This window comes from Sinorhizobium psoraleae (genome assembly GCF_013283645.1).
Lineage (GTDB): Bacteria > Pseudomonadota > Alphaproteobacteria > Rhizobiales > Rhizobiaceae > Sinorhizobium > Sinorhizobium psoraleae.
In genome coordinates this window covers 77,092-99,675 of the sequence record NZ_JABEKV010000005.1, presented here as the reverse complement: position 1 = coordinate 99,675, position 22,584 = coordinate 77,092, and the positions used below count along the sequence as shown (strand labels likewise).

The 22,584-nt window shown below is 61.7% G+C and carries 21 protein-coding genes; 13 read left to right on the top strand and 8 right to left on the bottom strand.

The window, feature by feature from the left end; all coding sequences use genetic code 11:
• Nucleotides 1-14: 14 nt before the first annotated feature.
• The 5 genes from ILFOPFJJ_RS25960 to ILFOPFJJ_RS25940 all read left to right on the top strand — a co-directional run bounded on the left by ILFOPFJJ_RS25960 (nucleotide 15) and on the right by ILFOPFJJ_RS25940 (nucleotide 6,197).
• Entirely contained in the window at nucleotides 15-707 is a 693-nt protein-coding gene (locus ILFOPFJJ_RS25960) for a class II aldolase/adducin family protein (protein WP_173513440.1), read from the top strand.
• A 41-nt stretch (nucleotides 708-748) separates the two neighbouring features.
• Nucleotides 749-1,765: an amidohydrolase family protein gene (locus tag ILFOPFJJ_RS25955; protein ID WP_173513439.1), complete on the top strand. Its 1,017-nt coding sequence runs from the start codon at nucleotides 749-751 to the stop codon at nucleotides 1,763-1,765.
• A 240-nt stretch (nucleotides 1,766-2,005) separates the two neighbouring features.
• Nucleotides 2,006-3,088 (top strand): substrate-binding domain-containing protein, encoded by a 1,083-nt coding sequence (locus ILFOPFJJ_RS25950; RefSeq protein ID WP_173513438.1) that lies wholly within the window; start codon nucleotides 2,006-2,008, stop codon nucleotides 3,086-3,088.
• An 81-nt stretch (nucleotides 3,089-3,169) separates the two neighbouring features.
• Nucleotides 3,170-5,425, top strand: a complete 2,256-nt coding sequence (locus tag ILFOPFJJ_RS25945; protein WP_173513437.1) for an ABC transporter permease — start codon at nucleotides 3,170-3,172, stop codon at nucleotides 5,423-5,425.
• Nucleotides 5,415-6,197, top strand: a complete 783-nt coding sequence (locus tag ILFOPFJJ_RS25940) for an ATP-binding cassette domain-containing protein (RefSeq protein WP_173513436.1) — start codon at nucleotides 5,415-5,417, stop codon at nucleotides 6,195-6,197. Before ILFOPFJJ_RS25945 ends, ILFOPFJJ_RS25940 begins: the two co-directional genes overlap by 11 nt.
• Before the next feature lie 13 nt (nucleotides 6,198-6,210).
• Here the strand turns inward: ILFOPFJJ_RS25940 and ILFOPFJJ_RS25935 are convergent, their stop codons facing one another.
• The 7 genes from ILFOPFJJ_RS25935 to ILFOPFJJ_RS25905 all read right to left on the bottom strand — a co-directional run bounded on the left by ILFOPFJJ_RS25935 (nucleotide 6,211) and on the right by ILFOPFJJ_RS25905 (nucleotide 13,333).
• On the bottom strand, nucleotides 6,211-7,218 hold the full coding sequence (locus tag ILFOPFJJ_RS25935; protein WP_173513435.1) for a ScyD/ScyE family protein: 1,008 nt from the start codon (nucleotides 7,216-7,218) through the stop codon (nucleotides 6,211-6,213).
• On the bottom strand, nucleotides 7,197-7,925 hold the full coding sequence (locus ILFOPFJJ_RS25930; protein WP_173513602.1) for a formylglycine-generating enzyme family protein: 729 nt from the start codon (nucleotides 7,923-7,925) through the stop codon (nucleotides 7,197-7,199). The genes ILFOPFJJ_RS25935 and ILFOPFJJ_RS25930 overlap by 22 nt, the downstream gene beginning before the upstream one ends.
• Nucleotides 7,926-7,953: 28 nt before the next feature.
• A complete protein-coding gene (locus ILFOPFJJ_RS25925; RefSeq protein ID WP_173513434.1) occupies nucleotides 7,954-9,015 on the bottom strand; it encodes an ABC transporter ATP-binding protein in 1,062 nt (353 codons plus the stop codon).
• Between the two features lie 3 nt (nucleotides 9,016-9,018).
• Nucleotides 9,019-9,891, bottom strand: a complete 873-nt coding sequence (locus ILFOPFJJ_RS25920) for a carbohydrate ABC transporter permease (protein ID WP_173513433.1) — start codon at nucleotides 9,889-9,891, stop codon at nucleotides 9,019-9,021.
• On the bottom strand, nucleotides 9,891-10,817 hold the full coding sequence (locus ILFOPFJJ_RS25915; RefSeq protein ID WP_173513432.1) for a carbohydrate ABC transporter permease: 927 nt from the start codon (nucleotides 10,815-10,817) through the stop codon (nucleotides 9,891-9,893). Before ILFOPFJJ_RS25915 ends, ILFOPFJJ_RS25920 begins: the two co-directional genes overlap by 1 nt.
• A gap of 96 nt (nucleotides 10,818-10,913) precedes the next feature.
• The gene (locus ILFOPFJJ_RS25910) at nucleotides 10,914-12,173 is read right to left on the bottom strand and encodes an ABC transporter substrate-binding protein (RefSeq protein WP_173513431.1); all 1,260 of its coding nucleotides are present in this window, start codon (nucleotides 12,171-12,173) and stop codon (nucleotides 10,914-10,916) included.
• A 224-nt stretch (nucleotides 12,174-12,397) separates the two neighbouring features.
• On the bottom strand, nucleotides 12,398-13,333 hold the full coding sequence (locus ILFOPFJJ_RS25905) for a LysR family transcriptional regulator (protein WP_173513430.1): 936 nt from the start codon (nucleotides 13,331-13,333) through the stop codon (nucleotides 12,398-12,400).
• Nucleotides 13,334-13,444: 111 nt separating this feature from the next.
• Here ILFOPFJJ_RS25905 and ILFOPFJJ_RS25900 point away from each other — a divergent pair, with 111 nt between their 5' ends.
• From ILFOPFJJ_RS25900 to ILFOPFJJ_RS25885, 4 genes are read left to right on the top strand one after another with little or no spacing between them, the layout of a single operon-like run.
• Nucleotides 13,445-14,527 (top strand): 4-oxalomesaconate tautomerase, encoded by a 1,083-nt coding sequence (locus ILFOPFJJ_RS25900; protein WP_173513429.1) that lies wholly within the window; start codon nucleotides 13,445-13,447, stop codon nucleotides 14,525-14,527.
• A gap of 47 nt (nucleotides 14,528-14,574) precedes the next feature.
• Entirely contained in the window at nucleotides 14,575-15,576 is a 1,002-nt protein-coding gene (locus tag ILFOPFJJ_RS25895) for an ABC transporter substrate-binding protein (RefSeq protein WP_173513428.1), read from the top strand.
• Between the two features lie 13 nt (nucleotides 15,577-15,589).
• A complete protein-coding gene (locus ILFOPFJJ_RS25890; RefSeq protein WP_246299786.1) occupies nucleotides 15,590-16,420 on the top strand; it encodes an ABC transporter ATP-binding protein in 831 nt (276 codons plus the stop codon).
• Nucleotides 16,404-17,177, top strand: coding sequence for an ABC transporter permease (locus ILFOPFJJ_RS25885; RefSeq protein ID WP_173513427.1), 774 nt, complete (start codon nucleotides 16,404-16,406; stop codon nucleotides 17,175-17,177). The genes ILFOPFJJ_RS25890 and ILFOPFJJ_RS25885 overlap by 17 nt, the downstream gene beginning before the upstream one ends.
• 93 nt (nucleotides 17,178-17,270) lie before the next feature.
• Here the strand turns inward: ILFOPFJJ_RS25885 and ILFOPFJJ_RS25880 are convergent, their stop codons facing one another.
• Nucleotides 17,271-18,170 carry a DUF930 domain-containing protein gene (locus ILFOPFJJ_RS25880; RefSeq protein WP_173513426.1) on the bottom strand — a complete coding sequence of 300 codons (900 nt, stop codon included), beginning with the start codon at nucleotides 18,168-18,170 and terminating at the stop codon, nucleotides 17,271-17,273.
• A 329-nt stretch (nucleotides 18,171-18,499) separates the two neighbouring features.
• On the opposite strand from ILFOPFJJ_RS25880, the gene ILFOPFJJ_RS25875 reads away from it, so the two are divergent.
• The 4 genes from ILFOPFJJ_RS25875 (at nucleotide 18,500) to ILFOPFJJ_RS25860 (ending at nucleotide 22,517) form a co-directional block, all read left to right on the top strand.
• Nucleotides 18,500-19,417 carry an aldo/keto reductase gene (locus tag ILFOPFJJ_RS25875; protein ID WP_173513425.1) on the top strand — a complete coding sequence of 306 codons (918 nt, stop codon included), beginning with the start codon at nucleotides 18,500-18,502 and terminating at the stop codon, nucleotides 19,415-19,417.
• A 50-nt stretch (nucleotides 19,418-19,467) separates the two neighbouring features.
• Nucleotides 19,468-20,151: a DUF6064 family protein gene (locus ILFOPFJJ_RS25870; protein WP_173513424.1), complete on the top strand. Its 684-nt coding sequence runs from the start codon at nucleotides 19,468-19,470 to the stop codon at nucleotides 20,149-20,151.
• 71 nt (nucleotides 20,152-20,222) lie between these two features.
• On the top strand, nucleotides 20,223-21,239 hold the full coding sequence (locus tag ILFOPFJJ_RS25865) for a LacI family DNA-binding transcriptional regulator (protein WP_210267582.1): 1,017 nt from the start codon (nucleotides 20,223-20,225) through the stop codon (nucleotides 21,237-21,239).
• Nucleotides 21,240-21,278: 39 nt separating this feature from the next.
• Entirely contained in the window at nucleotides 21,279-22,517 is a 1,239-nt protein-coding gene (locus ILFOPFJJ_RS25860) for an ABC transporter substrate-binding protein (RefSeq protein ID WP_173513423.1), read from the top strand.
• The last annotated feature ends 67 nt before the right edge of the window (nucleotides 22,518-22,584 follow it).

The following is a 22,584-nucleotide window of genomic DNA, read 5'->3' as shown; positions in this document are numbered from 1 at the left end:
CGGAGCAGAAGACGATGCATGAGGACGTGAAACAGAGAATGGTCGAGGCCGGCAAAATCCTCGAACAGGCCGGACAGGGCGACTGGACGCGGGGCCATATTTCGGTGCGCGTGCCGGATGCGCCGGATCGTTTCTACATGAAGGCCTCGAAGATTGGCCTTGAGGAAATCACGCCCGACAACCTCATCACCGTCGGTCTCGACGGCGAGAAGGTCGCCGGTGATCTCGGCCGCCACAACGAGGTCTATATCCATTCGGAGGTGCTAAGGGCGCGGCCCGACGTCAACGCCGTCGTCCACACGCATGCGCCCTACGCCGTCAGCTTCTCTGCACTCGGCAAGCCATTGCAGGCGATCGGCCACGCCGGATCGATCTTCTCCGAAGGACTGCCGGTCTTTTCCCAGACGACCGAGTTGATCACCACGGCCGAACGCGGCCGCGCGGTGGCCGCGACGCTCGGCGGTCATGGCGCCATGCTGCTGCAGAACCACGGCATCGTCACCGCAGCCGCCAGCATCGAGCAGGCAATCTACCTGGCGCTTTCGCTCGAAACCGCCTGCATGATGCAGCTTTGGGTCGAGGCGGCGGGCGGCGCCAAGGCGCTCGGCAAGCCGGAGGACGTCAAGGCCAAGCGCCGGCACATGTTCCGCGAAGAAATGTTCAAAGCCACTTTCGCCTATCTCGTCCGGCGCCTGAAGCGCGGCTGACCCTCGGCGCCACCAGGCCAAATCGCAGCAAGAGGAACACGATGCACTATATTGACGCGTTCAATCACTTTTTCCCGAAAGCGCTCTGGCAAAGGATCCAGCAGCTCGACGGTGCCGGCAAGGATATCGGTCGCCGGATGCAAGGCATTCCCTGCATACATGACCTCGAAGCCCGCTTCCGTGTCATGGACGAGTTCAAGGACTATACGCAGATCCTCTCGCTCGGCATGCCGCCGCTCGAAGCCATGGGCGGCCCGGAGCTGTCGACGGAGTTTGCCAAACTCGGCAATGACGGACTGGCGGAACTCGTCGAGAAACACCCGGACCGGTTCGCCGGCTTCGTCGCCGCACTTCCGATGAACGCTCCCGAAGCGGCCGTCAGAGAAGCCGAGCGGGCTTTCACCGAACTCGGCGCGAACGGCCTGCAGATCCACACCAACGTCAACGGCGCGCCGCTCGACGAGGAGCGTTTCTTCCCGATCTTCGAAGCCGCTGCCCGCCATGGCAAGCCGGTACTGCTCCACCCGTCACGGAACTCGTCCATGCCGGACTATGCAACGGAGGACAAATCGAAATACGAGATCTGGTGGACCTTCGGCTGGCCCTACGAGACCAGCGCCGCCATGGCGCGGCTCGTCTTCTCCGGCTTCATGGACCGGCTTCCCGGCCTCAAGGTGCTGGCCCACCACATGGGAGCGATGGTTCCCTATTTCGAAGGACGTGTCGGCCCCGGCTGGGACCAGCTCGGCAAGCGGACCTCGGACGAGGATCTTTCTCTCGTGCTCAAGCGGCTGAAGAAGCGTCCGCTGGACTATTTCAAGGATTTCTACGCAGACACCGCCGTTTTCGGTTCGCGCGCAGCGACGCTCTGCGGCCTGGAATTTTACGGCAGCGACCGCATCCTCTTTGCGTCCGACTCGCCGTTCGATCCGGAAAAAGGCCCGGGCTATATCCGCGACACGCTGAAAATCCTGAACACGCTCGACCTTCCCAAGGCGGACCTCGAAAAGATCTGCTTCCGCAATGCTGAGGCGCTCTTCGGGCTTTCAGCGCATTGAAGTTCGAGGGGCAGTCGACGCCGGCGATGGGGGGGCGCCCGCCGGCGTCGACAGCGCCAGGGCGTTTATCTCGCGAAACCGGTCTACCGCCCTAATAAATACGACAATTTGGTGAGTTCACCATTTACTTCGACCGGAATGCGCAGAATATTAGCATCTTGGCAGATGGGAGGAAGCTTTCGGACCCTCTCAGTCACGCGCCCGAACGGCTTTCTCCCGTGATTGCAAGGGAGGACCAACATGAGGCGAGTTTTATTGTGCGCGGCATCGGTCGCGGCGCTATCCCTTTGCGCCCAGAACACCTTTGCCCAGTCCGGCAGTGTCGAAAAGGCAGTCGGCGGCTACAGCTTCGATGACGCCGCCAAGGAAGCTCCGGAAACGAAGAACTTCCATTCGGCCGATGGCCATCTCACCTTCGCCATCGTGACCCACACGGCCGGCAACGGCTTCTTCGATCCGGTCTATGTCGGAGCCAAGGTCGCCGGCAACATGATCGGCGCGACCATCCTGCTGCTCGGTTCGGAATCGCCGGTGGATGATCCCGCCCGCGAGATCGAGATCCTGAACCAGATCGTACAGGACCCGACGATCGATGGGATCATCATGACGACACCGCAGGCCGGCGCATACAACGATATCGTCAAGGCCGCCGAGGCCGCCGGCATTCCGGTCGCCACGACCAACTCCTTCGACGGCACGATCCTCAACCGAAGCAGCATCAGCCATACAGGCCAGGACGCTTCGGCAGCAGCGATCGGCGGTGAGGCGCTGGCCAAATGCGTGCTCGACAGCGGCGCCACTTCGGGCTCGATCCTGCTGCCGTCGTCGACCGCAATGGGCAACATCGAAGTGAACAACCGCGTTACCGCCGCCTTCAACGCGATCGTCAAGACGCTGAAGGATGCCGGCAAGCTCGACGCCTTCAAGGTCGACGCCGGCCCGGAAAACGTCGGCATCGACACGAACCCGAACGACCCGGTCAATGCGCTCGTGTCGCTGTTCGAGTCGCGCGGCGACGTCGTCGGCGCCTTTACCGCCAACAACGTCTTCACGCCGCCGCTGGTCAAGGCCGTCGAACAGATGGGGTGGACGAACAAGTTCTGCGCCTATGGCTTCGACCTTGGCCCGGCCCAGCAGGAAGGCATCGCTGCCGGCAACCTCACCGGCTCGCTCGGGCAGCAGCCGTTCTTGCAGGGCTTCTGGCCGGTGATGCAGCTTTACCTGCAGATCGACCGTGGCATTTCGGCCGCCAATCTCGATACGCGTGCCCAACTCGTGACCAAGGAAACGGTCGCCAAGGTCGGCAAGCGTTTCGAGAACTGATGCCCGCGTGTGCATCTGAGCAGATGCAGGAGGGCGCAAGCTCTCCCGCATCGTGATGACAGCAAGAATCGCAGGAACTCCATGGCGCTCACCACGACGGCATCGCTCGGCCGTGCACCACCGCAGCTGGTCGGCGGCTGGGAAGCCGGCCTTCTGATCTTCCTCGCCCTGCTCTTTCTCGGCGGGGCGCTCGTCAATCCGGCCTTCTTCGGATCGACGGGTGCTCTTCACGCGCTTTTGCGCGACACCTCCCGCGTCGGGATCATCGCCGTCGGCATGACTTTCGTCATCGCCAACAAGGATCTCGATCTTTCGGTCGGTTCTACCTACGGCCTGATCGCCGTGATCTTCGCCCGGCTGTTCGCGCCGAGCTTTCTCAATCTCGACATCGCGACGTCGGTGATCGTCTGCATACTACTGGGTACGCTGATCGGGCTCGTCAACGGCATGCTCGTCACCGTTCTGAAGGTGCCGGCGTTCATCGCCACGTTGACGATCCTCTTCATCGGGCGCGGTTTCGTGCTGGCGCTGACGCACGGCCAGGCGATCTATTATTCCGGCAAAGCAAGGGATTACCCGCTCTTCTTCCACCTCGGCGGGAGCAACGTCTTCGGCTTCAACAACCAGATCGTCATCTTCGCCATCGTTGCCACGGTCGGCGCCTTGGTGCTCGCCAAAACCCGCTGGGGCTACGAGACCTTCGCCACCGGAGGCAACGAGCAAGCGGCGATTTATGCCGGTATACCGACGAACTGGGTGCGCATCCGGGCCTATCTGATCTCATCGCTCTCGGCGACCCTTGCGGCACTCCTGTCCGCGGCTCAGGACAAGGGTGTGACGCCCCTTTACGGCGTCACCTGGGAGCTTACCGTCATCGCGTCCGTCATCATCGGCGGCGCGTCGATCCTTGGTGGCCGCGGCCGTGTCATCGGCTCCTGCCTCGGCACCGCTGTCGTCGTCCTGATCGACAAGGTGCTGCGTGAAGGCTGGCCGATCACGCGTACCGTCGTGATCGACGGCGAGAGCATCGCCGTCAACGCCCGGTACACCCTGCCTGCAGGTGCCGTGCTGGTGTTCCTCGGGCTGCTCCTCGTCATTGCGGTGCTCATCGAGCCGCACCTCATTCGCCGCCAGCTTGCGGCGCGGTTCTGGGCGTGGCTGCGCGGCCAGCCACCGCCGCCCGCCTACGAAATGGAAGGTGTGGCGCTCGAGGGCGTGCAGACAAAGGGGGCGATGGCGACGGACGTGACGCCGTCAACCACCGTGCTCGGTCGGTTTCTGGGCCGCCGGGATGCGCTCGCGATCATCCTGACTGCCGTCCTGTGGCTGACGGGCCTTGCGCTCAGGCCCGACTATTGGTGGAATCTCTCCAACACCTTCGCGATCATGCTCAACTACACCGAGCTGGCGCTGATCACCGTCGGGCTCACCTATGTCATCGCCGCCGGCGATATCGATCTCTCCGTCGGCGCCGTGCTCGCCCTTGCCGGCAGTACCGCGGCCTATTTCCTGAAGGTGCTGGGCGCCGACCCGGTCACCGCCGTGACGATGGGCCTGCTGGCGGGGATGGCCGCCGGCCTCGTCAATGCCGTCGTGACCGTCGGCTTCAAGCTGCCGGCCTTCATCGCCACGCTCGGCATGTTCTACATCGCCCGCGGCCTCGCCGCCTGGTTCGTCGCCGGCCAGCAGTTGACCGGTTGGCCCGAGGGCTACAACCTCATCGGCCGCAAGGTGAATGACATCCTCCTGCACATGCAGATCGTGCTGCCGGACGGGCTTCTGCGCACTGTCGCCCTGGTCGTAAGCGTGCAGACGATCTGGATGCTCCTCGTGGCGCTCGTCGCCGGCGTCGTCCTTGCCTACACGCCGTTCGGTCAGCAGGTCTACGCCACGGGCGGGAACATCCGGGCCGCCGCCTATGCCGGGATCAACACCAATCGCGTGCGGCTACTTTCGCTGCTGTTGGCCGCCCTCTGCGCGACCATGGCCGGGATCATCAACGTCGCCTATTTCCGCAGCTTCAACCCGGTGGCCGGCCAGTTCCGTGAACTCGATGCGATCGCTGCAGTCATCATCGGCGGCGGTTCGATCTTCGGCGGCTACGGCACGATGATCGGTGCGCTCGCCGGCGCGGCCGTGATCACACTCGTGCGGGCGCTGCTGCAGCTCAACGTCCAAGGCTTCAGCATGCCGCAGCATTGGATCAACGTCTTCATCGGCGGCATTCTGATCGTCGCAGTGCTTGTCGATATCTGGGTTCGCCAGGCCAACCTGTTCGGCCGCCTGCGCGAGCGTCTTGCGCGCCAGCGAGCCCCGGAGACCAGCCATGCCCGATAGCCCCAGAAGTGCTCCGATTATCGAGATGCGCGGTATCGAAAAGGCCTTCGGAGCGGTGCAGGCGCTCAGAAGCGTCGACCTCGTGCTCTACCCGGGCGAGATCCTCGGCCTCGTCGGCGACAACTCGGCCGGCAAATCCACGCTGATGAAGATTCTGACCGGCGCCTACCAGCGCGACGCCGGCGAGATCTTGGTCGCCGGAAAGCCGGTCCACTTCAAGAGCCCGCACGAAAGCCGCGCGGCGGGCATCGAGATGATCTACCAGGACTTCGCCCTTTGCGGAAACATGGACGTCGGCCAGAACATCTTTCTCGGCCGCTGGCCGCGCCGGGGGTTTTTTGTCGACCGGCGGCGCATGTATGCGGAAGCCGAGGGCGTGTTGAAGCGGCTCAAGGTGGATGTGAATTCGGTCTATCAGAAGGTCGAGAGCCTGTCGGGCGGCCGTCAGCAATCGGTGGCGATCGCGCGAGCAATCTCGTTCGAGCCGCGCGTGGTGATCCTCGACGAGCCGACAGCCAATCTATCGGTGATGGCGACCGAACGGCTGCTCGAGACCATGCTGGAACTGAAGCGGCAAGGCGTCGCCCAGATCATCATCTCCCACCGCCTTGTCGACATTTTCGCTGTCGGTGATCGCGTCATGGTGCTCAAGCGCGGCGAGTATGTCGGCGACCGATACATCGGGAACACGGACGAGCACGAGGTGCTGGAGATCATCGTTTCGGGAACGCGCGACCAGGCGCTTACGGCCGACCAGGCAAGGAATGCCTGAGTGCTCGTCAGCGTCATGGCGTCGGTTCCCGCGTCAGGAAGTGGAGATTACCGGCAAGCTCGGAAACGACGAGCCGCCGCTCGTCCCAGACGAGGACGGAGACGGGCCGTGTCAGCCCATCGAGAATGGTCTGCCTGGCGCCCGTCGTCTTATCGAGTTTGAGCAATCGACCGCTCCCCTTCAGAAAACCCTCCTTCTGGTCGTAACGACCATGCTCGAGGACAAGCATCCCGCCATCCGCATCGAAGGCGATTGCCACCGGCGCGTTCAGGCCTTCGACATCGACCCGCGGCACCGTTGTTTCACCCGTCTCCGGGGTGGAAACGATCTTTCCCGCGCCGTCGAGGAAAGGAAATCCGCCGAATAGCGCCACATGGATGCGCCGGTCGCGAAGAGCGATGCCGGTCGGCACCGCATCGACTTCGTAACCGTTCTCTTCGGTAAACTCCGTCGGAGAAAGCTGCCGCAAGGCCGTCGTTTCCTGCTTCACGCGGCGAAAGGTCATGACCGTTTGCTTTCGACCGTCCGCCTGCACGCGTTCGACGCTATTTCGTGCGGAGTCGATGACGTAGTAGGTTCCATTCGTAACGGCGAAGTCGAACGGATTCCAGAAATCGCTGCTGATCACGCGTGGGTTGCCGTCCTCGCCGATCGCCACGAGGGCATGGTCAAGCGGACCTTCGCCGGCATCGACCGGCGTCCACCCTTGAGCCACGACAAAAGTATCGCCGACGCGCGTGACGCGGTAGGGGCCGGTCGGGTCGCCGATCACATCGAGGCCGTGCGGAAAGGCCGGACCGAAGGAGACAAGGACACCATCCGGCTCACGCCGGTAAAGCCGGCCGCTGGCGAGATCGGTGACAAGCAGCGCCTCACGGTCGCGGGACAGGCCGGAGAAAACAGCACCCGGCTTGCTGACTGTCTCCAGTCTATAGCCGGGCGCGGCTATCGGTTCGGCAGCTGCGCCGGCTGCGAGGAACAGAAGACCCGTCGCGATGATCAGGGCTTGGAGCGAACGCATCGGAAGCCGCCATTGGCTGCAAAACGGAATTCCGGATCATAGGCGAGGCGATAGGTCGTGGTAAGATGGGCTGAATCGCTATTCCAGGCGCCGCCGCGAAGCACGCGATACGGTCCGACGTTCACCGCCTCCGTACCGCCCTCATAGGGTGCGTAGACATCGCTGGTCCATTCCCAGACATTGCCGACGAGATTGAGCACGCCCTCCCCGCTCGCACCGTGGGCAAAGGCGTCCGCCGGAGCGGTCATAGGATAGCCGTCGCGTGCATCGCCGGAACAGCAGCTATCCGTGCCGAAGTTGGCCGGCACCGCCTTGCCGGCCCGCTCGCTCCAGGGAAATGGCGCCCCCTTCGTTCCCCGCGCAGCCCTTTCGTATTGCTGCTCCGACGGCAGCGAGAGGCCGTAGTGACGGCAAAAGGCCACGGCGTCTTCCCAGCTCACGCCGACCACCGGCCTGTCGTCCAGACCGAGAATCGGGTGATTTGCATAAAAGGCCGCGCGATGCCCGGTCGCCTCGACGAAACGGCGGTATTGCCGGTTCGTGATCTCGGTGCGGTTGATGGAGAATGCCATTCCCTCGATCACCCGGCGCGGGCGCTCGTTTTCGGGACCGTCGTCGCGACCGAAGACAAACGGGCCGGCGGGGATCTCAATCAACGGATTGCCATTAATCGGGCCTCTATCGGCCGCAGCCGCGGGGGACGTCATGGCGATGATGACGGTCGCGGCGCAAAGGTTAGATATCGACACGGGATTGTGTCTCCCCGTCGAACAGAAATACGCGATCCGTCGCAACCTTGACGCCGATCCGCTGGTCGATCTGACCGGTGAAATTCTTGTCGGCCCTAAGCGTCATGAGTCGAGCAGCGAGCCGCAGGCTGACGAGCGTGCTGTCTCCGGTAAGTTCGACCGAATAGATCGGCGCAACCAGGTTGAGGTCGGGATCGTCGACCCGGGCCGCGTGGACGTCCTCCGGGCGGACGCCGAGAACGGCATGGGAGACGCTGAGCCGGCCGAGCCCGCCGACCCTGAGACCAGCACTCGCAAACACGCCATCCCTCACCTCGCCGGGAATGAGGTTCATCGATGGCGAACCGATAAAGCCCGCAACAAAGAGCGTGCGCGGATCGTTGTAGATTTCCCGCGGCGTTCCGAGCTGCTCGATCACGCCCTTGTTCATCACCGCCACGCGGTCGGCGAGCGTCATCGCCTCGATCTGGTCATGAGTGACGTAGATCGTTGTAACCTGCAATTCATGCTGAAGATGCTTCAGTTCCGCGCGCATCTGGGTGCGGAGCTTGGCATCGAGATTGGAGAGCGGCTCGTCCATCAGGAAGACGCGCGGCGTGCGCACGATCGCACGGGCGAGCGCCACGCGCTGTCGCTGACCGCCGGAAAGCTCCTTCGGAAGACGGGACAACAGGCTGTCCAGTTCCACACGCCGCGCCACCTCGACGATCCGCTGCTTGCTCTCGGCAGGTGGCACTTTGCGGATCTTCAGCGGATAGCCGATATTCTGCTCGACGGTCAGATGGGGATAGAGCGCATAGGACTGGAAGACCATCGCCACGTCGCGATATTTGGGCAGCACGCCATTGATGCGGTCCGCGTCGATGTAGATGTCGCCGGACGTCGCCTCCTCGAGCCCCGCGACCATGCGCATGGTCGTCGTCTTGCCGCAACCGGAAGGTCCGAGCAGGACGAGGAATTCCTTGTCCTTGATATCGAGGTTGAAGTCGGTGATTGCGACGAATTCGCCGAACTTCTTCGAGACGTTCTTGAACGTGACGGACGCCATGGCTCAACCCTTGACAGCCCCAAGGGAAAGCCCTCGGACGAGATGCTTCTGAACGATGAAAGCGAAGATGACGATCGGAACACAGGCCATGAATCCGGCCGCGCTGATCTCGCCCCAATAGGTATTGTACTGCGTCACCCGCCCGGCAATGCCGATCGGCAGCGTCTGCGACTGCTCGGTCAACGTGATGATGAGGGACAGCAGGAACTCGTTCCACGAGATGATCAGGCAGAAGATGGCGGTTGCAGCGAGCCCAGGTCTGGCGAGCGGCAAGGCCACATGCAGGAAGGCGCCCCAGCGCGTGTCGCCGTCGACGACCGCGGCCTCCTCCAGTTCGACCGGAAGGTCCTGGAAATAGCTCTTCATCATCCAGGTCGCGAACGGCAGGTTGAAGGCGGTGTAGGCAATGACGAGTGCCGACTTCGTGTTCAGCATGTCGAAATAGTTGAAGAACAGATAGAGCGGAATGATGCTGACGATCGGCGGCATCATGCGTGTCGACAGGATCCAGAACGAAATCTGCTTGCGCCACTGCCACGGATAATTGAACCGTGCCAGCGCATAGCCCGCCATGGTGCCGAAAACCACGGAAACGGTCGTCGTCCCGACTGCGACGAGGAAGCTGTTCAATGCGTAGCGCAGGAAAGGACGCTGGATGAACGCTTCGTCATAGTGCTTCAGTGTCGGGTTCCGCGGCAGCCATTCCGGCGGCACGGCGAAAATGTCGATATCGAACTTGAATGAATTGGCGGCGATCCAGTAGATCGGAAAAAGCGTGAGGATCAGTGCAACGAGGATCGCCAGGTAGGCCGCCAGGCGGGTGATCACCTCCCTCGTGCGGCTGCGTCTATGGAGGGTTCTGGTGGTCATCGTCATCAATCCGCCAGCCGCATGCGTTTCATGAACCAGGTGCTGAGAATGATCGTCACGAACAGGACGAACAGCGATATCGCCGCCGCATAGCCAGGGTCGGCGAAACGATAAGCGACCTGATAGATGTAAAGACTCAACACCTTGGTGCGATCGGCTGGGCCGCCGCCGGTCAGGATGAAGACCAGATCGAAGAGACGCAGCGCGTCCATGACCCGCAGCAGCAGCGCGATGGCGATGACCGGCTTCAGGAAGGGCAGCGTCAGATCCCAGAATTGCCGCCAGGACGAGGCGCCGTCGAGTGCTGCCGCCTCGTAGGGTTCCACCGGCAGACTTGCGAGGCCCGCCAGCATCAATAGGAATATGAAGGGTGTCCACTGCCAGACGTCCGCAACGATGATCGAAAACATCGCAAGGTTCACGTCGCCCGCCCACGCCTGCAAGGGAAGACCAAGGCGGTACATGATTTCGTTTAGCACGCCGAATTGAGGCTCGTAGATCAGTTTCCAGGTGATGGCGACCGCGATCGGCGGCAGCATCATCGGAATCATCAGCACCGTTTTCAGAAACGTCAGCCGGCGGATGAATTTGTCGAGAAGCAAGGCCAGGCCGAGACCGAGGAGAAACTCGACCGCCACCGCCACGACGGTAAAGACGACCGTGTTGCGGAGCGCGACGTGAAACTGTGCGTCTGACAGAAGCCGCGCAAAATTACCGGGACCGACGAACTCCCACGCCAGATCAGGGTTCGGGCTGATCTTGTGAACCGCTGCGTAGAACATGTAGACGCTTGGAAAGATGGTCAGCGCCAGCAATATCAGAACGGTCGGCGCGAGCATCAGGTAGCGCAGATGGCGCTCCGCCCACCGCTCCAGGGGGCCGCCCGGCGGAGACTGCGCAGTCAACGTACCGTCGTTTGCGGATTTCAACATCGGTCTCTCCCGCAGACCTCGACTCACCTCTTGATCAAGGCGGCCGTCCCCTGATGGGAACGGGGCCTAAACGCCCCGTCCACACAGGATTGCCGGTTATTTTAGGCCGGTGATCTGCTCGACCGCCGCCTGCGCGTTCTTCAGCGCCTCCTCCGGCGTGATCGTGCCGGCGACGGCCTTGGAAAGCTCTATGCCGAAGGCATTTTCTATCTCCGGCCATTTCGGATGGCGCGGACGCGGGGTCGAAGCCTGGATCGCCTCCATCAGCACCGGATAATGCCGGAACTTCTCCTGTTTGGTCAGTTCCGGATCGGTGAAGACCGAGGCCCGGACCGGCGGATTGCCGCGCTCGGCGGAGATCTTGATCTGCTCAGGCGACGTCGCCCAGAGCATGAAGTCGAAGGCCTCCTGCTTGTTCTTCGACGCCGACATGATGCCCATGGTCCAGTGGCCGATTTCCGAGCTGCCCGGCTTTGTTCCAGCCGGAATGGGCCCATAGGAAATCTTGCCGACCATTTTCGACTGGCTCGGATCCTCGAAGGTCGCGACCCAGTTCGGCCAGTTGATCGACGAAGCGGACGTGCCCGCGGCGAGTGCCGTGCCGACCTCGTTCGCGTTGTAGCTCTCCACTCCTTTCGGCGAGACATCGCGTAGCGCCATGAACATCTTCATGGCGGCAGCACCTTCTGGCGTGTCGATCGTGACCTTGGTGCGATCGGCATTGAAAAGATCGGCGCCATAGGACCAGAAGATCGGCATGAAATCGGCTACGACGGGATTGCCCTGACCGCCGCGGAAGACGTAGCCGAAATAGCGGCCGCCGCCGCCTTCCGTCAGCGTCTTGCTCGCCTTCAGCACGTCGTCCCAGGTTTTCGGGGCATCGACGCCGGCTTCCTTGTACTTGGAAGCATCATAGAAGAACATCTGCGCATTTCCGACATAGGGCAGGCAGACATAAGGGCCGGAATTGTACGGGTTGCGGCAGATTGCGAGCGACTTCGACAGGAAATCGTTGTCGGGTCCTTCCAACCCGGCGTTCTTGAAGAAGGGCGTCAAGTCCTCCAGGTGCCCGTTCTCGGCAAAGAACGGAATCCACGGATCGTCCATCAGGACGATGTCGAAGATGCCGGACTTGGTAGCGCCGGCATTGGCACCTTGCTCGAAGACGTTGGCATAGGGCGCCTGCACGGTCTCAACCTTCGTGCCCTTCATCTTCGCGTAATCCGCCGCCGCAGCTCTGAGACCGTCGCCTTCACTGCCCGACGGCACAAGGATCGTGATATCGGCCCATGCGGCTCCGCTGATCGCGAGGACGGACGCCGCGGCAGCCAAGGTGAGAAACAGTTTACGAACCATCATACACCTCCCATTCCGAGTTATTATTCAGAGGCCGCTTTTTCGAAGGAGGACCTCACCCTATCCGGCATGGCGGAGACACTGACTCGACACGGGTTATGGCAACTGAAACTTTATCCGGCGCCTCCCCGAACCGGAATTACTCCCAAAGATCAATCCTATCACACTGCGCGCTTTCCTCATAAGTGCTTCATTAGTGATAGCTTGGATGATGCTTTACGCAATCAGGAGGTAGCAGGGGGCCGATCTTCGGGTACACGGCTTTCGACTCTCCACGTCCCGATCAACATGTCGAGAAAACGCTCGGCGGCCGGAGAAAGCGTCCCGCCCCGACGCCTAACGACGCCGATCGTTCGCGAAATTTCGGGAGTGCGGATCGGTCGAGTGACGAGGAAGGGGTGATCGCCCTGCGGCGTGGCCATTTGCGGCAGCACGGAAATGCCGAGGCCGGCTTCGACGAGCCCCAGCGAGGTCGAAAGATGCGTGACCTCGTAGAACCAGCGCAGCTTGATATTGGATCGTGCGAGCGCGGCGTCGAGCAGCGTTCTGTTGCCGCTCGACCTGTGCACCGTGATCAGCCGGAACGGTTCCAGATCGCCCCAGCCGACCTCTTGCCTGTCGGCAAGGGGATGGTCCTTGCGCGCCGCGAGCACGAAGGGATCTTCCACCAGCCGATCGAAGATCAGGTCGGGGTCGGAGGTGCCCATGATGTTGATGCCGAATTCGACCTCGCCCCGAGCCACCGCCTGCAGGCCGTCAGTCGCCGGAAGGTCGAGAATTCGAAACCGGATGTTCGGATATTCGGCATTGAACTGCCTGATGACGGTCGGAAGAAAGTAGAACGCCGCCGTCGGCAGGCACGCGATCGTCACCAGGCCGCTTCGTTGCACACCGACGTCCCTGACGGCAAAGAGCGATCCATCGAATTCCTCGAGCATCCGACGTACCAGCGGTATCAGCTCCGTTCCGAGCGCCGTCGGCGAGACATGCCGCGTTGTGCGCTCCAGCAGGGGCGCACCGATTGCCATCTCCAGCTTCTGGATGCGGCGGCTCAGGGCTGGTTGCGAAACATTGAGCGCCTCTGCCGCCCTGTGGAAGCCTTCCAGTTCCACCACACTCAGAAATGCTCTCAGGTCGAGAATCTCGCAATTGATGCTCATATCGGATCAATTCTCCTAAACTTTGCATTTCACATATCAATCGCATCGCCGCTAAATGCAATAAAGCCGATCATTGATACGGCGTAAACATAAGTCTCATGGATTTTGGCGATGAACGACCTGATTTCCGTACCCTGCGTCTTGATGAGAGGCGGCACCTCCAAAGGTCCGTTCTTTCTCGCGTCGGATCTGCCGGCGGATCAGGCCGAGCGGGACCAGATCCTGCTTTCAGTTATGGGCTCGGGCCATCCCCTGCAGATCGACGGCATCGGTGGCGGCAATCCGGTCACCAGTAAGGTCGCAATCATCGGCCCCTCCACCGTCCCCGGCGCCGACGTCGACTATCTTTTTGCCCAGGTGCGCGTCGATCAGCAGATGGTCGACACGTCGCCGAACTGCGGCAATATGCTCGCCGCCGTCGGCCCCTTCTCGATCGAAGCAGGATTGGTTTCAGCGCGAGGCGCGACGACCCTCGTCCGTATTCACAATGTGAACACCGGCAAGCTGATCGAGGCAGAGGTTCCGACGCCGGACGGCAAGGTCGCCTATCTTGGCGACGCTTCGATCGACGGTGTTCCCGGCAAGGCCGCACCAATCGCGCTGACGTTCATGGATGCCGCCGGAGCGCGGACCGGAAAATTGTTCCCGACCGGACAATCTCTGGAATACATCGACGGCATCGCGGTGACCTGCATCGACTGCGCCATGCCCATGGTCCTTTTCGACGCGGAGGCGATCGGCGCCACGGGAAACGAAACGGCCGCTGAACTCAATGCCGATAAGTCCGCGCTCGGCCGGATCGAAGCGTTAAGGATGGAGGCCGGCCGGCGCATGGGCATGGGCGACGTAAGCGATCAGGTCACCCCGAAGCCAGTGTTGGTCAGCAAGCCCAAGGGAAACGGCGACCTCAATGTTCGGTACTTCATGCCGCACCAATGTCATCCCTCGCTTGCCACCACCGGCGCCGTCGGGATAGCGACGGCCTGCATCGCCAGAAACACCGTGGCTTCCCGGCTGACCGGCTTGCGCGCGCCCCCGCTTGTACTGTCGATCGAACACCCAAGCGGCCACCTCGATGTGAAGCTGCAAGAGAGGGACGGAAAGATAGTCGCCGGCATCTTGCGAACCGCGCGACGCCTGTTCGAAGGGCACGTCTTCGCAAAGCCTACCAAGCGCCTGTTTTGCGCGGCATAATTTGAAGTGGCTGCCGGGAGGGCACCACGTAACCTGGAGGAACAATCATGCGGAAGCTCATGCTCGCCCTCGCGGCCACCGTTGCGTTTGCCGGATCCGCCTTCGCGGAACCGGTTCGCATCAGCGTTGGCTCGTACAATCTCAACAACCTTCCCTTTCCCGTCGCTCAGGGTCTCGGACTTTACGAGCGGGAAGGTCTTGAGGTGACCGTCGAGAACTTTGCCTCCGGTGGCTCGAAAACGTTGCAGGCGCTGGTAGCCGGCTCGACCGACATTGCCGTAGGCTTCTACGACCACACGATTCAGATGCAGTCACAGAACAAAGCCGTCGTCGGCTTCGTACAACTCGCGCGCAACTCCGGCCTTGTCCTTGCCGGCGGCAAGAATGCCACCTTTGACCCGGCAAAGCCGGAAACCATCAAGGGCGCGAAGATCGGCATCACTTCGCCCGGATCGTCCTCCGATTTCTTCGTTCGCTATTATCTGCAGCGTCACAATCTGTCGGCGGACGACGTTTCGCTGATCGGCGTCGGCTCCGGCTCTGCAGCCGTCGCCGCACTCGAACAGGGCAAGGTCGATCTGCTCGTCAACTACGATCCGGCGGCGACCTTCATCGAAGCCAAGGGCGTCGGCAAGATCCTCATCGATGCGCGCAGCGACAAAGGCGCCAAGGAAATCTACGGCGGAACCTATCCCACCTCCGTCCTCTATGCCACCCAGGACTACATCGACGAGAACCCCGAGACGATCCAGAAGGTCACGAACGCGACTGTCAAGGCATTGGAGTGGATGAACAATCACTCGGCCGAGGAGATCGTCGAGAAGCTCCCGAAAGAATTCATTTCGGGCGATAGAGAAACCTACATAAAAGCCGTCGAAAACGCGAAGGCGATCTTCTCGACCGACGGCCGCTTCAGCGACGAGGATGTCAAGACGCCGCTCGCCGTTCTCAAGAGCTTCAACGAGAAAGTCGCAGCCACGGATATCGATCTATCGAAAACCTATACCAACGACTTCATCGGCAAAGTGCCGCACGATGTCGCGAACTGATGAGGAGGAAGCCATGTCGTTGGCTGTCGTGAAACCCGTGCCGCATGCTGTCGGTCGGCAAACGCCCAAGGCGATGGTGTCGATCGATGCGGTCACCATGTCATTCGGCGCGTATGTCGCCGTTCAGGATGTCAATCTTACCGTTGCCGATGGTGAATTTCTCGCGATCGTCGGCCCGACGGGCTGCGGCAAGAGCACAATCCTCAACGCGATCGCTGGCCTCCTGAAGCCCGCGAGCGGTGCGGTCTCGATCGATGGTGCGGCGGTCAAAGGCGTCCAGAACGATATCGGATATCTCTTCCAGCAGGATGCGCTGCTTCCTTGGAAAACAGCGTTGGAAAACGTCGAACTGGGCCCGATGTTCAAGGGCGTTGACGCTGCCGAGCGTCGTGAACGATCCATGGCCTGGCTCGCCAAGGTCGGCCTCAAGGGTTTCGAGCACCGCTACCCGCATCAGTTGTCGGGTGGCCAGCGCAAACGCGTCCAGATGGCCCAGGCGCTGATTACCGGGCCAAAGGTCATTCTGATGGACGAACCGTTCTCAGCGCTCGATATCCACACGCGTCATCTGATGCAGAACGAACTCTTGCGCCTGTGGCAGGAAGAGCGGCGCGCCGTCGTGATGATCACACATGACCTCGAAGAGGCCATCGCACTCGGTGACCGCGTCGTGGTTCTGGCGGCCGGGCCGCGCAGTCACGTCATCGACAGCTTCGCGGTCGACCTCGACCGACCGCGCGACGTGGCGGAAATCAAGCTCGATCCACGCTTCATGGACCTTTATCGCAACATCTGGGCGTCACTGCGCGGCGAAGTGGAGAAAAGCTATGAACGCCATGACTGAACGTTTGATCCAGCTCTGCCTCCTGACCGTCATTCTCGGCGGCTGGCAACTTGGCGTCGCTGCCGGCGTGATCGATGTCTTTTTCTTCCCGGCACCGGTCGACATCTTCAACCAGGTCATGTCCTGGGTGACCGACACCGATTTCTACCGCCACGTGACGATCACGCTGACAGAGACCGTGCTCGGTTATCTCATCGGCACGGGCCTTGGCGTCGCTGCCGGCGTCTGGCTCGGACTTAGCCGCAGGACGGCTCGCATTCTCGATCCATTCATCAAGGGTCTGAATGCGATCCCGCGCGTCGTCCTCGCCCCGATCTTCGTGCTGTGGCTCGGCCTCGGCCTCTGGTCAAAAGTGGCACTCGCCGTCACGCTCGTCTTCTTTGTGACATTCTTCAACGCCATGCAGGGCGTGCGTGAGGTGAACCCGGTCGTTCTGTCGAACGCCCGCATTCTCGGGGCAAAGCGGTCGGACCTGCTGCGCCATGTCTATTTTCCGGCCGCGGCAAGCTGGATCCTGTCCTCGCTGCGCACCTCCGTCGGCTTCGCGGTCGTTGGCGCCATCATCGGTGAGTATCTCGGCGCCTCTGCCGGTCTCGGCTACCTGATCGCTCAGGCCGAAGGAAATTTCGATGCAGTTGGTGTGTTTGCCGGCATCATTATACTGGCAATGTTCGTGCTGATCATCGACAGCCTTCTCGACATGGTCGAAAATCGGCTGATCAAGTGGCGGCCGAGCGCCGGCGAGCGTCCCGCCTGAAGCAAACTCCGTAAGCTGAAAATAGGGCCTCCCGAAACGGAGGCCCTGTTGCTTTCGCGCGAGTGTCCGACCGCGCCGTCGCCTCCGCCCACCTCAATTCAGTGGTAGCTGGCGCGCGTCCCATTCGCTTTTCGGCACCGCGCCGCCGATTGCAAAGCTGAAGGAGACCACCGCCGTCGCATCGGCGTCGACCTCGCATTTGAAGTCGACGTTGTACCAGTTCGCCTTGCTGCGGTAGGCGCCACCCCGGGCGGTGAGCGCCGAAGTCGAAATAATCCCACCTGTCGGACCATAGGGAACGAGCATGTCCGGAAAGGCACCCGGTCTTTGGCTGCGCACCTGCTCCAGCGCCTCGATGCTGCAGATCTGCACTATGCGTTTCTTGACGGGGAGCTTCCCCAGCGCCTGCTTGACGCGCGGGTTCGAAAGCGCGTTCGGTGAGAAGAGTTCCTTCGCCGGAACGAGCTCGCCGGATTTCTGGTCGGTATTGGCGCCCGCCGGATCCGCGGCCTCTTGCTTTTCGCCTTGTTCCTGCAGCGGCCTTTGCGCGGGGACCGGCACGCTTTCGAGGGACGCCGCTTCCGTCTCGCTTTGCCCGCTGGCTGCGTCGGGTTGCCGCGTCGCCAAGACCTGAGGCGCCGGTCGGGTTTCGGGCATTTCGCGCGCGGCAGTCTCTGGTTTGGGTGGCCCCGGCTTCGGCTGTTCGACGGCTTTCGGAGCGTCTTGCGTCTCGCCCTGCTTCGGCGCCGATTGCCGTGCTTCGTTTACATCGGCGCGCGCTGAAGCGGATTCGAACGCCTGCGGCCGTGAGGCTGATGGTTTGGCGCCTGATTTGGCCGGGTCTGCAGGCGGCTTTTCTTTCGCTTTCGGGCGCGGTGGCGGAACAAGCTCTACGTTGACGCTCTGCTCCTTCTCGGGCTCCACCGGTGCTTCGGGCAACCGAAAAAGCAACAAGAACGCAAGCGCCAGATGCAGGGCAACCGACGTCGGCATGCCCCATCCGATCTCTCTCTTCGGCGCCTTGACGAACTGTTGCATTGCTCAAAAGATATTGGGCTGCACGGGCGGAAGCCAGATCGCATGACGAGGAAGTTTCTGCCCCATGACGCTCCAGCCGATGACGGTCAACGTCAAATAAGGACTTGAATCGCGCTGAACAAGCGGAAAGTCCCGAAACGCCTTCCATGTTCCAGCCGTTGCCCCTCTCTTCACGACTTCGTGGTTTCTGGCCTCAGCCGCAGCGGTCCATGATCTCGCCGGATCTGACGAGTATAATGTTTATGCTTTTGTCCCCTTGCCGAGCGCGGAAAGGAGGTGCCTCGATGAGGTTCACACGACGAAGCGTCCTTCAGGGATTTGCATTGGGCGTGTCCCTGCCGCTGATAGGGCAACCCGCCCCTGCCGAAGTCGCAGGCGTCACCCGCAGGGCGATCCCTTCGAGCGGCGAGGAAATACCGGTGATAGGACTCGGTACCTGGATCACCTTCAATGTCGGCGACGATCCGGTGCTTCAGGACGAGTGCGCTGCCGTGATGGCGGCGTTCTTCGAGGGCGGCGGGCGCATGATCGATTCGTCTCCCATGTACGGCTCCTCGCAGCCAACCATCGGCTACGGCTTGCAAAAGCTAAAATACCCCGATCGCCTGTTTTCAGCCGAGAAGGTCTGGATTTCAGATCCGACAAGCGGGGCGGAGCAGATCGAAGCCTCCCGTGCCTATTGGGGCGTAAAGAGGTTCGATCTCATGCAGGTCCACAATCTCGTTTCGTGGGAAGAGCATCTGCCGATGCTGTTCGACATGAAAGCGAAAGCGCAGTTGCGCTACGTCGGCATCACCACTTCGGAAGGGCGAAGGCATCAGGAAATCACGCGCATCATGGAGAGCCAGCCGATCGATTTCGTTCAGGTCACCTACAATATCCTCGACCGCGAGGCGGAGGAGCGCATTCTGCCGCTGGCGCAGGAGAAGGGCATCGCGGTCATCGTCAATCGCCCATTCCGCCAGGGCAGCCTGATCCGCCAACTCGATGACGAACCATTGCCCGAATGGATTGCCGAGACGGGCGCGCGGAGCTGGGCGCAGTTCCTGCTGAAGTTCATCGTCTCGCATCCGGCGGTGACCTGTGCCATACCGGCGACGACGCGCGTCGACCACGTGCGCGAGAATCTTGAAGCGGGCGGCGGCGTCCTGCCTGACGAGGCGATCCGGCGTCGCATGCTCGACTATGTGGAGGCGTTGTGAACGCCGGCCTCGTCCAATGCTATCGAACGGATGCGTGGTGAGGTCGGCGGATGTCGGATTGGTGGACCTACACGCCTGCCGATTTCCTGATGTTCTCTCCGCGCGTCTATTTGCGCCTTGTCGAGCGTTATAACCAAGATTTCTGGCCGCTTCAGCTCGTCCTCGTGACCGGTACGCTGGCGATCATGGTTCTCGCAGCCATGCATGTACGCTATGCGCGGATTGCGCTTCTGCCGGTATTTGCCGCGGCCTGGGCTTTTTGCGCATGGCAGTTCCTTTGGCTTCGCTATGCAACCATAAACTGGGGTGCGACCTACGCAGCGATGGCATTCTTTCTCCAGGCCGGGCTTCTGGCGCTGCTCAGCTTGCGTGCCAGCAATGACGTCCTGTCCGTGAGCCGATGGCGCCGCTACGGCGGGATGTTTCTCGCCCTCTTCGGCCTGTTGGTTCACCCGTTTCTTCCCTTGCTGGCGACGCGCTCGCTGGCCGCCGCCGAAACCTTCGGTTTGATGCCCGATCCGACCGCGATCACGACGCTTGGCGCCGTGCTGGCGATCAGGGGAAAACGTCTCTGGCTGCTTCTGCCGGTCCCGCTCCTGTGGTGCGCGTTCAGCGGCCTGACCCTGCTGGCGATGGAGGATCGCGGCGCGGCGGTGCCGGCAGCTTCGATCGTCCTTGTCGCGGCCTTCTTGCTGATCTCGGCACGGTCACGAGCGCGGTCGGCCCGCCATTAATGAGAAAACCTTTTTTCTGTTGACAGACTGCATGAGAAAAGGTTTTCTCTTCTCAAACACGGGAGGGTTCTCTGGATAGTCCGGCCAACAAACGCGTGACCATTCATGACGTGGCTGCGGCGGCAGGCGTCAGTATTTCAACGGCCTCGAAGGCGTTGAACAACACCGGACGCATGGGTGCCGAGACGCGCGAGAGGGTGAAGCGCATCGCCGGGGAAATCGGCTTCCGGCCGAATGCTCTTGCGCGCGGGCTGCTCAGCAAGCGCAGCTTCACCATCGGGCTTCTGACGAACGATACCTACGGACGTTTCACCCTGCCGGTCATGGCAGGAATTTCCGAAGCGCTGGTCGATCACGGTGTGTCGGTATTCCTGTGCGCCATCGAAGACGATCCGGCGCTGGGGCAGATCCATGTCGACGCCATGCTCGACAAGCAGGTCGACGGCATCATCGCCTCCGGTAAGCGCCTGGATCGGCGCTTGCCCGTCGATCTGTCGAGCCTGCCGGTACCGGTCGTCTATGCCTTTACCGAAGGAAGCGAAAACAGCGTGACGCTGCGGTCGGACGATGCGCAGGGCGCGCGTCTTGCGGTTGAATGGCTGGCAAAGCTAGGGCGCCGCCGGATCGCGCATATCACGGGACCTGAGGATTTCTTCTCGGTCCGGGAGCGCGCCAGCGCCTACCGCGAAGTGGCCGGCGATGCCGAGCCGGTCCTCTACGGTATCTGGGCGGAAAGCTGGGGCCATGAAGCTGTCGGGTCGATCTGGGATCGGCCCGGCGAGAAGCCCGATGCCATCTTCTGCGGCAACGACCAGATCGCCCGCGGCGTGGTCGACGCATTGCGCGAGCGCGGCGTCAGGGTTCCGGAAGATGTGTCGGTGGTCGGTTTCGACAACTGGGAGATCCTGGCGGCACAAACGCGGCCGCCACTGACGTCGATCGACATGGGGTTGAAGGAACTCGGCCGGGAAGCCGGCCTCACGGTGCTTGCGCTCGCCGAAGGAAGACCCGTCGAGCCCGGCGTGAGGAAATTGCCCTGCCGGCTGGTTGTCCGGCAATCATGCGGGGGCATGAGCCCCACGGAATAACGAAACGGCGCGAGGAGGCGCCACAACGGGAGGAGTGCCATGATCAAGCGTCTATTGGCAGCAACGAGCATCATTACCTTGTGCCTGGCGTCCGGTGCGTCGGCCGCCGAGAAGATCGAAATGTGGGTTCGCTCAGGCATCGGCGAGTCCTTCAAGAAGGTCGTCGAGGCCTACAATGCCAGTCACGAGAACCAGGTCGCCATGACCGAAGTGCCGTTCTCCGAACTGGTGCAGAAATATGCGACCGCGATCGCGGGCGGACAGGCCCCGGACGCCCTTTCGCTCGACCTTATCTACACGCCGGCCTTTGCCGCCGCCGGCCAGCTCGAGGACCTGACCGACTGGGCGAAGGCACTGCCCTACTTCAATTCACTCTCGCCGTCGCACGTCCAGCTTGGAACTTACCAGGATCGCATCTACGGTCTGCCGCTTTCCGTCGAGACCTCGATCTTCGCCTGGAACAAGGACCTCTACAAAAAGGCCGGCCTCGACCCGGAGAAGGCGCCGGCAAACTGGGAGGAGATCGAAGCCAATGCAGAGAAGATCCGCGCGCTCGGTGACGATATCTACGGCTTCTACTTCTCCGGCGGCGGCTGCGGCGGCTGCATGATCTTCACATTCACCCCGCTCGTCTGGGGTTCGGGCGCCGACATTCTTTCCGCCGACGGCAAGATCGCGACGCTCGACACGCCGGAAATGCGCAAGGCGGTCGATATCTATCGTTCGATGGTCAAGAAGGACCTCGTCCCGGCGAGCGCGGCCAGCGACAACGGCGCAAACTTCCTGACCTTCACAAACGGCAAGATCGGCCAGCAAAGCCTTGGCGCCTTCGCCATCGGCACGCTAGTGACCGAACACCCCGATATCAACTTCGGCGTGACATTGATCCCCGGCGTCAACGGCGGGACGTCATCCTTTGCCGGCGGCGACAACTTCGTCATCACCAAAGGCACGAAGAAGATCGACGCGGTGAAGGAATTCCTCGAATACACCTATTCGATGGACGGCCAGAAGATCATGGCGAAATACGGCAGCCTGCCGACCCGCGGCGATATCGCCGACAAGGTGCTTGAAGGTCTCGATCCGCGCATGCAGGTGGGCATCAAAGCGATCGAAGTCGCCAAGACGCCCTACACGCTGCAATTCAACGATCTGATCAACAGCGCCAACGGTCCGTGGGCAACCTTCACCAATGCGGCAATCTATGGCGACGATGTCGACGGGGCATTTTCGAACGCCCAGTCGGAAATGCAGTCGATCATCGACACCGGCCAGTGATCGCAAAGTGGAACCGGGGTCGGAGGCAGTCCTGCGACCCCTCTTTCTTGAACAGGCGGAGAATTTG

Bases quoted from the DNA above. Each gene is read 5' to 3' on its own strand.
- ILFOPFJJ_RS25950 (WP_173513438.1), top strand. From the start codon at position 2,006: ATGAGGCGAGTTTTATTGTGCGCGGCATCGGTCGCGGCGCTATCCCTT.
- ILFOPFJJ_RS25930 (WP_173513602.1), bottom strand. From the start codon at position 7,925: ATGACGTCCCCCGCGGCTGCGGCCGATAGAGGCCCGATTAATGGCAAT.
- ILFOPFJJ_RS25955 (WP_173513439.1), top strand. From the start codon at position 749: ATGCACTATATTGACGCGTTCAATCACTTTTTCCCGAAAGCGCTCTGG.
- ILFOPFJJ_RS25880 (WP_173513426.1), bottom strand. From the start codon at position 18,170: ATGCCGACGTCGGTTGCCCTGCATCTGGCGCTTGCGTTCTTGTTGCTT.
- ILFOPFJJ_RS25935 (WP_173513435.1), bottom strand. From the start codon at position 7,218: ATGCGTTCGCTCCAAGCCCTGATCATCGCGACGGGTCTTCTGTTCCTC.
- ILFOPFJJ_RS25900 (WP_173513429.1), top strand. From the start codon at position 13,445: ATGAACGACCTGATTTCCGTACCCTGCGTCTTGATGAGAGGCGGCACC.
- ILFOPFJJ_RS25875 (WP_173513425.1), top strand. From the start codon at position 18,500: ATGAGGTTCACACGACGAAGCGTCCTTCAGGGATTTGCATTGGGCGTG.
- ILFOPFJJ_RS25910 (WP_173513431.1), bottom strand. From the start codon at position 12,173: ATGGTTCGTAAACTGTTTCTCACCTTGGCTGCCGCGGCGTCCGTCCTC.
- ILFOPFJJ_RS25920 (WP_173513433.1), bottom strand. From the start codon at position 9,891: ATGACGATGACCACCAGAACCCTCCATAGACGCAGCCGCACGAGGGAG.
- ILFOPFJJ_RS25870 (WP_173513424.1), top strand. From the start codon at position 19,468: ATGTCGGATTGGTGGACCTACACGCCTGCCGATTTCCTGATGTTCTCT.
- ILFOPFJJ_RS25895 (WP_173513428.1), top strand. From the start codon at position 14,575: ATGCGGAAGCTCATGCTCGCCCTCGCGGCCACCGTTGCGTTTGCCGGA.
- ILFOPFJJ_RS25905 (WP_173513430.1), bottom strand. From the start codon at position 13,333: ATGAGCATCAATTGCGAGATTCTCGACCTGAGAGCATTTCTGAGTGTG.
- ILFOPFJJ_RS25860 (WP_173513423.1), top strand. From the start codon at position 21,279: ATGATCAAGCGTCTATTGGCAGCAACGAGCATCATTACCTTGTGCCTG.
- ILFOPFJJ_RS25960 (WP_173513440.1), top strand. From the start codon at position 15: ATGCATGAGGACGTGAAACAGAGAATGGTCGAGGCCGGCAAAATCCTC.
- ILFOPFJJ_RS25885 (WP_173513427.1), top strand. From the start codon at position 16,404: ATGAACGCCATGACTGAACGTTTGATCCAGCTCTGCCTCCTGACCGTC.
- ILFOPFJJ_RS25945 (WP_173513437.1), top strand. From the start codon at position 3,170: ATGGCGCTCACCACGACGGCATCGCTCGGCCGTGCACCACCGCAGCTG.
- ILFOPFJJ_RS25915 (WP_173513432.1), bottom strand. From the start codon at position 10,817: ATGTTGAAATCCGCAAACGACGGTACGTTGACTGCGCAGTCTCCGCCG.
- ILFOPFJJ_RS25890 (WP_246299786.1), top strand. From the start codon at position 15,590: ATGTCGTTGGCTGTCGTGAAACCCGTGCCGCATGCTGTCGGTCGGCAA.
- ILFOPFJJ_RS25925 (WP_173513434.1), bottom strand. From the start codon at position 9,015: ATGGCGTCCGTCACGTTCAAGAACGTCTCGAAGAAGTTCGGCGAATTC.
- ILFOPFJJ_RS25940 (WP_173513436.1), top strand. From the start codon at position 5,415: ATGCCCGATAGCCCCAGAAGTGCTCCGATTATCGAGATGCGCGGTATC.